Below are 13335 nucleotides of genomic sequence, written 5' to 3' on the forward strand. Positions count from 1 at the left end.
CGTCACTTCTGCTCGTAGGTACGGGCCACAGCCCAGCACACCAGCAACGCCACCCCGAACACCGGCAGCCAGCCCAGCCGGGCCAGCACCCAGCCGAAGCCGTCAGGGGCGGTGTGCAGACCGGGCAGCGCGTCGCTCACGAACAATCCGGCCACGGTGACCGTGATCAGCGCGGTCTGATGCCACAGGAAGATCGTCATCGCCGACAGGTTCACCAGCGCCACCGCCGCCCAGGCGGCCGGGCGGCGCAGCGCCCGCCGCAGCGGGCCTCGTAGTAGCAGGGCCGCACCGCACTGGGCGAGGCCGAAGGAGACGGCCGCGAGGGAGGGCGGGTCGAGGTTGGAGACAGGGGCGCCGGGCACTCCGACCATGGCGGCCGGATACCCCGCCCACAGGACGAGCCCGGCCGCGGTTGCCGCGCCGCCGAGCAGCAGCGCCCAGCCCATCCCACGGCCGCTCAGGTCGCCCCGGGCCCAGGCCGCGCCGAGGCAGTACGGCACCAGCCACCCGGCCACCACGTTGATCCAGCCGAGCCAGGCCGGCCCGTCCAGGCAGTACCGGATCAGGTCGCCGAGCAGGACGGCGGCGAGCGGCCACAGCGGGTGCAAGCGGGCCACCAGCGGGGTCAGCGCCGTCAGCACCGCGAACACCAGCAGGAACCACATCGGCGACAGCACCAGCTTGACCAGCACGCGCACGGTGTCCAGGGCCACCCCGGAGGCCAGCAGCGCGCCCGCGACCACGGCCCACACCACCAGCACGGCCACGACCGGCCGGAACAGCCGGGACAGCCGCCCGCCGAGCCACCGCCCGTACGTCATGCCGCGAGCGCGGGCGCTCGTGTAGCCCTTCGCCCTCACCTGGCCACCCACCAGGAAGAACACCGCCAGCGTCTGGAGCACCCAGGAGACGGGGGTGAGCTCGGGCAGGTGCTTGAGCGGGCTGGCGGCGCGCACCGTACCGTCGCCGACGACCACGGCGGTCACCAGCCAGTGGCCGAGCACCACCCCGAGGATCGCCAGGGCGCGCAGCGCGTCGACGCCCCGGTCGCGGCCGGCCGGTGTCGACGCCTCGATCCGCTGGATGAGCTGGGAGGATGTCATGGCGGCGAAGCTACGGATCGCCCCTTGTGGTCGGCTTCCCCCTGGGGAGCGCACCCTTGGCGTAGCTCCGAAGTACCAGGCGGGTCAGTCCCGTGCTCCTAGCCGCAAATCATGCGGAGGGCGGAGGAATACCTATCAGGCGGTGAAGATGCTGGACTCATGAAGATCAGAGCCTTGATGGTCGGCGCCGCGCTGGCGATGGCTGCTTTGCCCGCCCTCCCCGCCTTCGCGGCTCCCGTACACGAGTGCGCCAAGGCGGTGAGTCGCTGCGACGGCACGATCTCGGTGCCGCTGAACTGGAACGACCCGTCCTCCGAACGCATCAGCGTGTCCTTCGCCTGGCTGCCCGCGAAGGACCCGGCGCAGGGCACCATCCTCGCCAACCCCGGCGGGCCTCTCCCCGCGCTGCCCCAGATCCCGATCCTCCAGCAGACGCTCGGGTCCGTACTCGACCGGCAGAACCTCCTCGTGGTCGAGCCGCGCGGCCTGGGCAAGTCCTCGCCGCTGCTGTGCCCCGGCCTCAACCTGATGGCCCCGGAGAAGATCGCCGCGTGCGCGCGCCTGCTCGGCCCGCGCGCCCAGTACTTCACCGCCGACCAGGTGGTGGCCGACATGAACGCGGTCCGGCAGGCGCTCGGCGTGCCCGAGGTCACCTTCTACGGCAACTCCTACGGCACCCTGTACGCCCAGGCGTACGCCACCCGGCACCCCGGCAGCCTCGCCGCCGCCTTCCTCGACAGCACTGTGATCACCGCGCCCGACGGATATGCGCTCTGGCCGATGCGTACCCGCCTCGACCTGCTCGACCTGGTCTGCGAGCGGTCCCGCGCCTGCCGCGACCTGCCGGGAAGCGCGAGCGGCACCTGGACCCGCCTGGTGGCGGACCTGCGGGCGCATCCCGACACCGAGGTGCCGCTCAGCTCGCTCATCGCCATCGGCAACAGCCTGCAGCAGCCGGTGTTCGGCCGGGAGGCGAGCGCCGCCGCCACCGCCTACCTGCGGGGCGACCAGGCTCCGCTGCGGCGGCTGGCCCGAGCGGTTGGCGGGAGTCCCCAGCAGCCCGTCGAGGGCGCCGAATGGGCGGGCTACCTGGCTCACCGGTGCGGCGACGGCTCCTTCCCCTTCGAGCGGGACGCCGATCCGGCCGAGCGCGGCCGCCAGATCGACCGCTATTTCCGCGAGGAACGTCCTCTGGCGCCGTTCACCCCCGCCGACATGGGCTTCACCGGGGCGGCGGCCCTGGAGTTCTGCGTCAACTGGCCCACTCCGCGCGACAACCCGCCGGTCCCGCCGCGGGGCACGCCTCCCGCCGTACCGGTCCTGGTGGTCGGCGGCGACTTCGACACCCAGCGCCCGGCCGAGGTCGCCCGCGCCGTACGGGCCTTCCCGGACGCCACGTTCGTCAAGGTCCGCTATGGCGGGCACAGCCTCGCCTGGAACGGCGGGGCGGTCGGCGAGTGCGTACGTACGGGGGTGCGGGCCTTCCTGTCCGACACCGCCCATCGGATCCCTGACCTGCGGTGCAGCGCGGAGAACTATCGGGCGGCCGGAGCGTTCCCCCGATCGGCGGCCGGCGTCGCGGCGATCCCGGCCTCCGGGCTGACCGAGGCGGAGCGGCGTACCGTCTCGGCGGTCCTCGCCACGGCCGTGGACGCCACGTCGCGCCGCAACCCGTACGCGCTGCTCCACGCCAGGCTGAAGACCGAGCCGGGGCTGCGCGGCGGCCGGGTCGACTTCCGCGACGAGAAGGCCACCATCGCGCTGGACCAGGTCCGCTTCGTCACCGACCTCCAGGTCAGCGGGGACATCCAGCTCACCGCGACCGGCCGGGCCACCGCCGGGCTCCGCGCGACGGGAGCCGACAGGCGGGCGCACGATCTCACGCTGACCTGGCAGGCGTTCACCGAGCAGGAGCGCCCCGCCCTGTCCGGCACCTTCGACGGCCGGCCGTTCTCCGCACCTGGCACGTGATCCGCTCATAGCCTGACCCGCATGAGCGAGGAAACCGATCTGGTCCGGCGCGGCTACGACGAGCTGTCCTACCACTACCGGGGCGACGAGGACGACGACGGTCAATACGCGCCGTGGCTTGAGGAGCTCCATTCCCGGCTGCCGCCGCGGGCCCGCGTGCTGGATCTCGGCTGCGGCTGCGGGGTTTCCGTCGCCCGCTCGCTGGCCGCGGCCGGGCACGACGTGACGGGCGTCGACCTCAGTGACGTCCAGATCGAGCGGGCCCGGCGTCTCGTGCCCGCCGCCACCTTCGTCAGGGGCGACGCCACGGCCCTCGACCTGCCGGAGGCCTCCTTCGACGCGGTCGTGTGCCTGTACGCCCTCATCCACATGCCGCTGGAGCGTCAGCCCGCGCTCATCGGGCGCGTCGCCGCCTGGCTGCGGCCCTCGGGCCTGCTCCTGGTCACCACCGGCTGGGAGTCCTGGACCGGTACCGAGGACGGCTGGCTGGGCGGCGCCACGACGATGTGGTGGAGTCACGCGGACGCGGCCACCTACCGGACCTGGCTAGGGGAGGCTGGGCTGGAGGTCACCTCGGAGGCGTTCGTCCCGGAAGGGGACAGCGGGCACGCCCTGTTCTGGGCCCGCAAACCGGGCGGCTGACAAGATTCCGGGTGGGGTGCGGTAATCCGGGAGCGGCCGGAGGGACTACTGGGTGTGGACGATCCTCAAGAACGATTCACCGACCTCTACGACCGGCACTACCGGAGCGTGCTCGGCTACGCGTTGCTGCGCGCCGAGCGTGACGCGGCCGAGGACGTCTCCAGTGAGACGTTCCTCGTCGCCTGGCGGCGGCTGGACGACCTGCCCGAGCCGCCGCTGCCGTGGCTGCTCGGCGTGGCGCGCAACCTGCTGGCCAAGCAGCGCGACTCCCGCCATCGCCGGCAGGCTCTGGTCGACCGGATCACGGCGCTGACCACCTCGCGCGACCATGTCGGCTGGGACGTGGCCGACCACGTCGTCGACAGGGAGAGCGCGCTGGCCGCGCTGTCGGCCCTGCCGGAGCAGGACGTGGAGGCGATGGTGTTCGCCACCTGGTACGGCCTGCCGCCCGAGCAGGCGGCCGCGGTCATGGGCTGTTCGGTCCGGACGTACAACGTGCGGCTCCATCGCGCGCGCAAACGGCTCGCCACCGCGCTGCGCCTGGAGCCGGGCGGCACGCGCCCGCGAGCCCGTACGACCCCAGCGACCCGTACGGCCGGTGGCCGCTTCCAAGAGCACCCAGAGACCTGATCGGAGAATGATATGACCGACCGCTTGTTCGCCCAGCTCAAGCCGATGGAGCTGGACGAGATGACAGAAGAGGCCCACCGGCGGCGCCGCGCGGCCGACCTGGCCGCCGCCTTCGGGACGCCCCGCTCCGCGCGCCCGTCCCGACGCCGGATCCGGGTCCCGTTCCTGCTGGTCGCGGGCACGGCCGCGGCCGGAGTGGCCGCGGCGGCCGTGATCGTCGTGACCGGCTCAAGCACCGCGCCCCCGGCCGTCACCGCGTCTCCCACCATGCCGCGCACCGCCCGGACCGCGACCGCGGCCGAGCCGGTGGACGCCCGCACGTTCCTGCTCGCGGCGGCCGCGACCGCGGTGCGTGAACCGGCCACGTCCGGCCGCTACTGGTACCTCCGCGAGCGCACCTTCGCGAAGGTGCACGTCGTGCCGGGCGACTACATGACCCAGGTCAAGGCCCTGCTGGCCGAGCAGCAGCGAAAGGAGAAAGAGCTCAAGGACAAGCCGGACGAGCTCGCCGCCCTGCGCAAGGAGATCACCGGGAAGATCACCGAGCTCAAGCAGTCCGAGCTTCCGTATCTGGCGTTCACCACCGACACACAGGACACCTGGCGCGCGATGAAGCCGGGCGCGGCCAGCCGCTTCGTACGAGACCCGGACGTGAGCGTCACCTTCGGCTCCCCTCAGGACGAGGCCGACTGGAAGGCAGCCGGCTCGCCCGCCCTGACGGAGAAGAGGCCCACCACTCGCGACGACAGCAGCGAGCGGATCCTGTCGATCGACAACCCGACTCTGACGATCCAGAACATCGCGCGGCTGCCCACCGACGAGAACGCGTTGCGGCGCCGCCTGGACACCCTGTTCAAGCAGAGCCCCAACAGCGCCCGGCTCGGCAAAGGCGTCTACCTGTGGCAGACGGGCGTGGACCTGATGACCGCGCCGATCACGCCCGGCACCCGCTCCGCCCTGTTCAAGGTGCTGGCCGGTCAGGGCGGCATCACCTCGCGGGGCAGGGTCACCGACGCGGTGGGGCGTACCGGGGTCGCCCTCTCGACGGCGGGGGACGACGGCGTGGAGTTCCGGATGATCATCAATGAGGACACCGCCGAGCTGCTGCAGTACGAGGTCGTGGAGAAGGGGCAGCCGCTCCTGCGGGTGGCGCTGGAGCGGATGGGCTGGGCCGACCGTCTGGGAGGCGTCCCGGCCTGACGCGAGTGTCGAGGCCCGCATGGGGGCAGATGCGGGCCTTTAGCTCAAGGTCGGTACGGCGCCGCCCTCGGCCCGCTCGACCGTGACGCCGGACATATGCCTGGCCCATCGGCCGGTGATCTCGCCGAGCTGGGCGGCCGGCGGAGGCGTGTGACCCAGGCCGATCGCGTAGCGGGCCTGTCGGGGGCCGCGCTCGAACGGGCGCGGCCAGGCGTGCACGTCCGGCAGCCCGGCCTCTTCCAGGCAGGTGAGCAACTCCAGCATGCGTCCTCTGACACGGCCGAGCACCGCGTCGAGCTCCTCGGAGCGTACAGTCAGCACCGCCCAGGCCGCGTGACGGCGGTGGAGGGGCGGCGGGGCGGGCAACTCCGTGGACCGGCCGTTCTCCGCGAGCTCCCATGCCTGGTAGAGCTCCCGGGTGAGCAGGTCCAGGCCACCTGAGGTGACGTGGCGAGCGCAGTTGCGTACGGGAGCGCTGGGCGTCATCACCGTCATCACCGGCATTACAGTCGTCGTGGCTGGGGTGAGGGTGACCGGTTCTCGCCAGTCCCAAGCGGCCCACGTGCTGAAGAAGTGGCGTAGGAGATCGGTGTCGGATCCGTCCGAGGCATCGAGGACGGTGCGGGCGGCCAGCACCGTCCAAGCCAGACCGGGCAAGCCACCGAACGGGGCCGCGTCCAGGCCCTTCGCCCGAGCCCACGCCTTCACCCGGCGGGCGAGGCGGGCGAAACGCTCGTGTGCGGGGCCCACCGCGGCGCGGATCGCGTCCGCGTCGCTGACGGCGCTCAAGGCGATGGCCGCCGCCTCGCCCAGTTCGGCGCGGCGGGACACGGCCTGCGCCGGAGCGATCTGGCCGGTTGCCACCACGGTCAGGTCGACGTCCAGGCCGGACACTCGCAGGCGCAGGCCCGGCACCCGTGCGCCGACCACCTGCCGCAGCTGGACGGCCTCAGGCAGCGCCGCCCGCACCCGCGCCGCCACGTCCATACCGGACTCTTCCGTGTCGGGGAGTGCCGCCACGAGGTCCAAGTCGGCTGTAGGGAGTGCGCAGCCCATCCGCCGGGAGCCTGCGACGTGCACGATCCCGGGACGCAGTGCCTCCGCCAGCCGGCGAGTGACGCGATCGGCCAGGTCATCCAGGCCGGGCATTGGCTCAGGAACGAGCACAGGCGAGGCGACGGTGGGATCGGATACAGGGAGGGGCGCGCCAGCGGACGCGACGGCGGTGGGCGCGTCAGCAGTCGGCCCGGGTGTGGGCGCGGCGGAAGTGCGCTCGGGGACGGTGGGTTCGGGCAGCCAGCGGAGTTCGCCCGTACCCAGGGCGATCACCGCGCGCGGGCGCATGGGTTCGTCCCCTCGCCGCGACAGCAGCACCACGGCCCCGACGCGGGCGGTCATCGCGTCGAGCCGGATGCCCGCATGGTCGGGCGCGTTCACGCGGCCCAGGGTCAGGTGCGGCGTGAAGCCCTCCGCGCGGCCCACGCAGCGGGGAAAGCGCTGGTGGAGGGCCTGGCGCAGGCGGGCCCACGGGGCGGGGTCGGCGGCGGCCGGGTCGAGCCAGACGGTCGCGTCCTGGCGGTGCCGGAAGGAGCGGATCCCCTCCAGCCGTACCGCGAACGGCTGAACCTCAGCGGCCGCCGCGGCCAGCAGCGGCGCCGCCGCGTCGAAGGCCGACTCCGGCACGAACCCGAAGAGCAGGTTGACGTGCGGCGGCCACCGGTTCACCTGCGGATCGTGCGTCCGGCGCACCGCCTGAACGGGTGCCCAGAGCTCCTCCGGCGGAATCCAGGCCACCGCCGTACGCGCGGTCGGCGCCATGTCCAGCACCCCGGCGGGCGCGCTGCCCGTGAGGTCGAGGACGGCCTCCACCCCGTAGTGGTCGGAGACGTACAGCCCACCGGGATCGGGGCTGTCTCCGCGCAGGACGGTCGCGACGGTCCGGGAGCGGCCGCGCACCAGCACGCGGTCCAGCCGGGCGGCCCGCCCGGACAGCGAGGACAGCGCCGCCAGCGGGTTGGCGCGCGGGTCGAAGGTGGGCGTGTGGTCGCCGGGCCCGTACGCCTCTGTCCAGGCGTCGCGGAGCCCGAGGGCCGACGCGGGGACGTCCGTGCCGTCGTTGAAGTCGCCCATCAGGACCAGGTCACCCTCGACGCCGGCCAGCCCTTCGGCGATCCGGGCGAGCTCGGCCCGCCGCCGCGCCGCGCCGTCGGCGGTGTGGTCGCTGGTCAGGTGGGTGGTGGCGACGACGAGCGGGCCGGCGGCCGTCTCGGTCGCGAGGGCGGCGACCGCCTTGTGCGGGCCGAGCCGCAGCCAGGCCGCCTCCCGTACGGGCAGCCGGCTGAGCAGCAGCAGCCCGCTGTCGGCGATGTCCTCGCCACCCGGGTCGGTGCCGACGGCGTAGCGGGCCCGCACCCACGGTGCGGCCAGCAGGAGCGACAGCAGCGCGGGCTCGACCTCCTGCAGCGCGATGACGTCGGCGTCGGCCGCTTCCAGGGCCGCCAGCAGCAGGGGACGGCGCCGTGCGGTGTCGATGCGGTCGCTGTCGTAGCGGTCCCACAAGGTGTTCCAGGTCAGGACGCGCACGGCCGCACCCGTGGACGCCCGCGCCGCTTCCTGCCCCGTGCTGGGCCGCCAGCCGGCGGCCGGGTCCCAGGTGTGCGGGGTTCTGGCGGTGAAGACGGGCGCGCGCAGGCGGCGCGGGGCGCGTACCCGGCCCGCGTCGCAGGTGTCGATCCGGTCCAGTCCGGTGGCGCGGTCCCAGATCAGCTCGCCGTCCGCCTCGACGAACAGCACCCGGTGCCACGGGACGTCGCCGCCGGGCACGAAGGTGGGCAGCGGGATGCGCTTGGGGGCGGCGGCGCGCTGGCCGACGCCGAGCACGAAACGTGAGGGGTCGAAGCGGGGGTCCCAGCGGACCCAGTGGTAGATCTCCTCGCTGGTACGCATCACGCCTCTTCCTCCTCCAAGGCGCCGTCCACGTCTTCGACGGTCCCGGACGCGCCGACGTACCAGGTGTGATGGGCCTGACCGGGATACGGCGGGACGTAGCGGCGCACCTGATCGTCCAGCACGTGCGGCGGCACCGGATGGGCGCGGCGGGCGTTGCGCCGGTGCAGCTCGTCCGCCTCCACCAGCGCGACCACGTGCGTCGTCAGCGCGGCGCGGCGGCGCGCCACGGCGTGGACCAGGGAACGCTGGTGCTGATTGAGCGAGGTGGCGTCCCAAACCACGGTGCCGCCGGCCGCCAGGGCGGCATCGAGGCGGTCCAGCCCTTCGCCGAGCACTTCGCGGTTGGCCCGCTGGTTCGCCCGTGAGCCTCTGGCGGCACGCAGATCGTCCAGCGACACGAACACGGCTCCGTCGACGTCCCGCGGACCGGCCGTCTCCCGCGACGCGGCCGTCTTCGTCAGACCGGCCGCGAACGTGCTCTTACCGCTGCCTGACGGTCCGACCAGATGTACCAGCCGGGGGAACCGCTCCGACCGCCACCGCCAGGTCGCCGCCACGGCCTCCTCAACCGTGGTGACCCTTCCCCTGGCCCAGGCGTCGCGCGCCTCCGCCCAGCAGCGCTCGGCCGCCTCCCCGCCGAGGTCGGCCAATGCCTCGCGCAGACCGGCCCGCAACGGCTCCAGCGGATCGGGCCCGAGCAGCCCGGCGTCCTCGGCGTACAGGGCCGACCATTCGACCTGCTCACGCTCCTGGTCAGCTTCATTGTCGTCAGCCTCATCGTCCACGCACGCCGCCGCCACGGCGTGCAGCACGCCCAGGTCGGCGGCCAGCGCCATGCGCCCCAGCCCGGCCCGCCGCTCCTCGTCCGGGTACGGCCGGCCCAGCGTGCCGTGCAGCCCGGTCAGATCCGCGACCCGCCGCGCCAGCCGCATGCCCAGCGGCCTGGCCAGCCGGGCCGCCAACCGGGCCCGTGGTATGGAGTGCAGCGCCGTGGCCAGCACGCCCGCCAGCCGAGCGTCCCCGCGCCGGCCGATCGCGTCCAGCTGAGCCGACACCTCGGCCACCCTCTCCGGGGCGATGTGCCCTGTTTCGGCTGGGGGGAGATCCACCGCGGCCAGCAGTGCGTGCACCTCGCAGTCCGCGCCCGAGCGCACCGACCACAGGGCCGCGCCCGGGCCAAGGGTGTTCGGCACGACGGTCGCGTGCATCCAGTGCGTACTGGTCTGGACGTGCCCCCGGCGCACCCACTTGCCCACCCGCCCCGCGAACTCCGCCCGCCCGAATCCTTCGACGGCCCGCACGACGTAGCCCTCTTGCCGCTCCGGGTTCAGCCGCAGCCCCCGCAGCGCCCGCTCGTCGAAGACGCCGCGCCACAGCACCGGCGGGACCGGAATCCCCAGGCCGCGCAGGAAGGCGACCGTGCGGTCCCAGTCCAGGCAGCGATCGTCGTCCCAGACCGAGAAGCCGTAGAACCAGCTGTCCAGCTCCTGGTAGGCGATGGAGTGCCGGGCGTACATGTTCTCCCCGCACACCCGCCACCCCGCCGGGATCCGGCCACCGATCCGCCCTTGCAGAGCCTTGACCCACGCTCGGGAGGGATGGTGGGCCGAGTCCAGCGACCGGGCGTGCGTCCCGTCCGTGTAGAGGGTGGTGTTCTCGCCGTCGAGCTTCTCCGTGACCACGACCTCGCGCCCGCGCAGCCCGGACAGATCTCCCGCGCGAACGTCGTCCGGCGTCACCCCAGGCGACCAGGGCAGGTGAGGGGTGCGCGGATAGTGCACGCGCATGATCCCTCCCCCTTCCGGCTGAGGTCACAGTACAAGCGGCACGAAAGCGCCTCCATCGAATAAACGCTCACCGACCATTGAAGGAGTCTTGACAACTATTTTTTTCGGTGGGAGGCTGAGGGCACCTCAGACAAGGAGCACAGCGATGAGAAAGATCGTGGCGGGCCTGTTCATCTCCCTGGACGGCGTCGTGGAGTCCCCCGAGAAGTGGCACTTCCCCTACTTCAACGATGAGATGGGGGAGATCGTCGGCTCGCAGATGGAGCAGGCCGACGTCATGCTCCTCGGCCGGCAGACCTACCAGGAGTTCGCCGCCCACTGGCCGCACCAGGACCCGGCCGGCAACCCGTTCGCCGACCGCATGAACAACACGCCCAAGTACGTCGTGACCAACACCCTCGACACCGCCGAGTGGCAGAACACGACGATCATCAAGGGCGATGTCGTGGCCGGTCTGACCGAGCTCAAGGAGCGGCCCGGCAAGGACATCGGCATCACCGGCAGCGCAGCCCTGGTGCGGTCGCTGCTGGCCGACGGCCTGCTCGACGAGCTGCGCCTGCTGGTCCACCCGATCGTGGTCGGCTCCGGCAAGCGCCTGTTCGAGGAGGGCACCGGGCAGATCCCGCTCCAGCTGGCCGGCTCCCGGACGCTCAGCACCGGCGTCCTCTCCCTCACCTACGGCAGGGCGTGACATGGCTGCCAAGACCGTCGCCGACAAGCTGCTCGTCAAGCCGCGGACCGCCGTCTGGATCTCCGACGACGAGCACCGCCCGCTCGTCGAGCCGCTGCCCGAGGGCGCGCGGCACGTCGACGACCTGGGCGAGGCGGGCGTGGCGGTGTTGTTCGCCGCCGACGCCGCCGCGGTCCGTCGGCTCCTCGACGAGCACCGCGATCGGCTGTCCCGGCCCGCGGCCCTGTGGGTGGCCTACCCAAAGGGCAACAAGGCCGACATCAATCGCGACACGCTCTGGCCCATCGTCGCCGAGTACGACCTGCGGCCGAACGGGCAGGTGGCCGTGGACGAGGTCTGGTCGGCGCTGCGCTTCCGTCCGCTCAAGGAAGGCGAGCCGCCCTTCACCGGTGGCCGGTAACCCCGCGAGGCCAGGCGGCGGCGTCTCCGGTCCACTCAGGGGTGCCGGTCGGCAAAGAGGTGCCTGTCGGTGCGGGGGGCAGGCGCATCAGCAGGCCATCGCAGCGGCAGGGCGAGCCGCACCGGTGGCAGTGACAGTCGCCCACCACCGAGGCCTGTTCCCAGTATTGGCGGACGGTGGTCACCGGCTCCCAGCCGGCCGCCTTCAGCACCCCGTCGGCGCGCCCGGGCCGGTCGCGCAGCCACACCATCGCGTACGCCTCGGTGCACCGCTCCCTCAGCCAGGCCGTGCGCTGGACGGCGAGGGCGGTGCCGAGGCCACGACGGCGCACCGACGGCACCACGGCCATGGTGCTCAGGATGCCGACCCGGCGACCGTCGGCGGACGGCGGCGCGGGGGAGAGGATCCCTGGCGGCATCGGGGCGGTGAAGGCGCGATATTCCTCGTCGTCGATCACCTGGGCCAGGGCCGCTCCCACCGGCGTCATCGACCCCTGCGGGAAGGCCGCCAGGAACTGCACCCTCTCGTCATCGCGCATGTGCCGCAGGAGCCGGTCGACGGTGAGCACGCCGTGGCCGAGAGCGGCGTTGACGACGGCGGCGGCCGCCGCGACCCCCCGCTCGTCCCCGAGGTGAAGCCGGGCGATGAACCAGCCGGGCGGCGTGATGAGCGAATGCATGCGAGTCACGGTCCTCGTTATATCTGGGTACCGTTCTCGAATTCAGGTGAACGAAATTCACGTATCTCCCACATAGTACTATGATCGGAGTGGTTTGAATTCCGATCATGGAGATACGCATGCGGCAGAACCCGGCACGACGGGCGGCGCTCCTTGACGCCGCCATCGAGGTACTGGCCCGCGAAGGGGCGCGCGGGCTGACCTTCCGTGCCGTCGACGTCGAGGCGCAGGTGCCCAACGGCACGGCCTCCAACTACTTCGACAACCGCGACGACCTGCTCACCCAGGTCGGTCACCGCTTCTACGAACGGCTGGAGCCCGAGGCCACGATGGTGGCCACCGCGCTGGAGGGGCCGCGCGACCGCGACCGGGTCGCCGAGCTCATGCACGACCTGGTGGACCGGGTCAGCCAGTTCCGCTCCGGCTATCTGGCCCTGCTCGAACTCCGCCTGGAGGCCACTCGCCGTCCCGAGCTGCGCCGCCTGCTCACCGAGCGCATCCGCGCCGACGTCGACGCCAACATCACCTACCACGAGCGGTCCGGCCTGCCCGGCGACGCGACCACCGTGGTCCTGCTCTACCTGGCCCTCAACTGGCTGATCCTCGAACGGCTCACGCTGCCCGACGTCTTTCCCGAGAGCCAGATCCACGACCTGGTCACCGACGTGGTCGAACGCGTCCTGCCCGGCCCCGGACGTTAGCCACTGGCTCCAGGCCCAGGCGGCGCGTCAGCCTCGCGTCAGCCGAGCCAGCGTCCGTCCCGCATGAGGTCGCGGCCCTCCAGCTCGTCGGCCTCGCGCCAGGCCTGCAGTCGCTGGGGCTGGATCCGGAAATAGAGGTAAGGGCTGCTGAGCCGGCGCGGGTCGAAGCCGGTCTTGGTGGCGAAGGCGTCACCGAGCTGGTCGGAGAGCTCGCCGGCCGGGACCGTCCGAACGCTTCCCTCGATGAGGACCACATCGCGGGTCGGGCCGATGCCCAGACGGACCTTGCCGGTGGCCTGAAGGTTGCGACTGGTGGGGCTGGCGGCCGGAGTGGAGATGAGCAGGGTGGCACCGTCCCAGAGGAAGGACAGCGGCACCATGTAGGGCGTCCCGCCTTCGCCATCGGCCGTGGCCACCCAGGCGTCGACGTCCTGGGCGAGCCGGTCGAGGGTGTCCTGCTTACGCTGGTGCAGGGTACGGGGCGAGTCGCTCATCGGAAGTGGGTCCCTTCTTGCTCCAGATCGATGCTCGACCCTACAGAACGACCCGGCAGCCGCCTCTCCGCGCTCCCCGCAGGGGGAT

Annotated in this window: 12 protein-coding genes; 7 read left to right on the plus strand and 5 right to left on the minus strand. The window is 72.5% G+C overall.

What is annotated here, in order from left to right; translation table 11 throughout:
• Window positions 1-2: 2 nt before the first annotated feature.
• A complete protein-coding gene (locus ACQP2T_RS32135) occupies window positions 3-1103 on the minus strand; it encodes an acyltransferase family protein (protein ID WP_433508648.1) in 1101 nt (366 codons plus the stop codon).
• Window positions 1104-1262: 159 nt separating this feature from the next.
• On the opposite strand from ACQP2T_RS32135, the gene ACQP2T_RS32140 reads away from it, so the two are divergent.
• The 4 genes from ACQP2T_RS32140 to ACQP2T_RS32155 are packed head-to-tail and all read left to right on the plus strand — an operon-like array spanning window position 1263 to window position 5546.
• On the plus strand, window positions 1263-3074 hold the full coding sequence (locus tag ACQP2T_RS32140; protein ID WP_433508649.1) for an alpha/beta fold hydrolase: 1812 nt from the start codon (window positions 1263-1265) through the stop codon (window positions 3072-3074).
• A gap of 21 nt (window positions 3075-3095) precedes the next feature.
• Window positions 3096-3716 (plus strand): class I SAM-dependent methyltransferase, encoded by a 621-nt coding sequence (locus ACQP2T_RS32145; RefSeq protein ID WP_433508650.1) that lies wholly within the window; start codon window positions 3096-3098, stop codon window positions 3714-3716.
• Between the two features lie 54 nt (window positions 3717-3770).
• Entirely contained in the window at window positions 3771-4346 is a 576-nt protein-coding gene (locus tag ACQP2T_RS32150; RefSeq protein ID WP_433508651.1) for an RNA polymerase sigma factor, read from the plus strand.
• Between the two features lie 12 nt (window positions 4347-4358).
• The gene (locus ACQP2T_RS32155; RefSeq protein WP_433508652.1) at window positions 4359-5546 is read left to right on the plus strand and encodes a CU044_5270 family protein; all 1188 of its coding nucleotides are present in this window, start codon (window positions 4359-4361) and stop codon (window positions 5544-5546) included.
• Between the two features lie 39 nt (window positions 5547-5585).
• Here the strand turns inward: ACQP2T_RS32155 and ACQP2T_RS32160 are convergent, their stop codons facing one another.
• Together ACQP2T_RS32160 and ACQP2T_RS32165 are read right to left on the minus strand one after the other, a co-directional pair.
• Complete coding sequence (locus ACQP2T_RS32160) at window positions 5586-8492, minus strand: poly(A) polymerase (protein WP_433519857.1); 2907 nt, start codon at window positions 8490-8492, stop codon at window positions 5586-5588.
• A complete protein-coding gene (locus ACQP2T_RS32165) occupies window positions 8492-10282 on the minus strand; it encodes an RNA ligase family protein (RefSeq protein ID WP_433508653.1) in 1791 nt (596 codons plus the stop codon). The genes ACQP2T_RS32160 and ACQP2T_RS32165 overlap by 1 nt, the downstream gene beginning before the upstream one ends.
• A gap of 145 nt (window positions 10283-10427) precedes the next feature.
• Here ACQP2T_RS32165 and ACQP2T_RS32170 point away from each other — a divergent pair, with 145 nt between their 5' ends.
• Window positions 10428-10973 (plus strand): dihydrofolate reductase family protein, encoded by a 546-nt coding sequence (locus tag ACQP2T_RS32170; RefSeq protein ID WP_433508654.1) that lies wholly within the window; start codon window positions 10428-10430, stop codon window positions 10971-10973.
• A gap of 1 nt (window position 10974) precedes the next feature.
• Window positions 10975-11373: a hypothetical protein gene (locus ACQP2T_RS32175; RefSeq protein WP_433508655.1), complete on the plus strand. Its 399-nt coding sequence runs from the start codon at window positions 10975-10977 to the stop codon at window positions 11371-11373.
• Here the strand turns inward: ACQP2T_RS32175 and ACQP2T_RS32180 are convergent.
• Window positions 11357-12052: a GNAT family N-acetyltransferase gene (locus tag ACQP2T_RS32180; protein WP_433508656.1), complete on the minus strand. Its 696-nt coding sequence runs from the start codon at window positions 12050-12052 to the stop codon at window positions 11357-11359. The two genes, ACQP2T_RS32175 and ACQP2T_RS32180, sit on opposite strands and share 17 nt — an antisense overlap.
• 119 nt (window positions 12053-12171) lie before the next feature.
• Here ACQP2T_RS32180 and ACQP2T_RS32185 point away from each other — a divergent pair, with 119 nt between their 5' ends.
• Window positions 12172-12753 carry a TetR/AcrR family transcriptional regulator gene (locus ACQP2T_RS32185; RefSeq protein ID WP_433508657.1) on the plus strand — a complete coding sequence of 194 codons (582 nt, stop codon included), beginning with the start codon at window positions 12172-12174 and terminating at the stop codon, window positions 12751-12753.
• Between the two features lie 38 nt (window positions 12754-12791).
• Here the strand turns inward: ACQP2T_RS32185 and ACQP2T_RS32190 are convergent, their stop codons facing one another.
• Complete coding sequence (locus tag ACQP2T_RS32190; protein WP_433508658.1) at window positions 12792-13247, minus strand: pyridoxamine 5'-phosphate oxidase family protein; 456 nt, start codon at window positions 13245-13247, stop codon at window positions 12792-12794.
• Window positions 13248-13335 lie beyond the last annotated feature (88 nt).

Origin of the sequence: Nonomuraea sp. CA-143628, assembly GCF_050942315.1 — a bacterium.
Lineage (GTDB): Bacteria > Actinomycetota > Actinomycetes > Streptosporangiales > Streptosporangiaceae > Nonomuraea.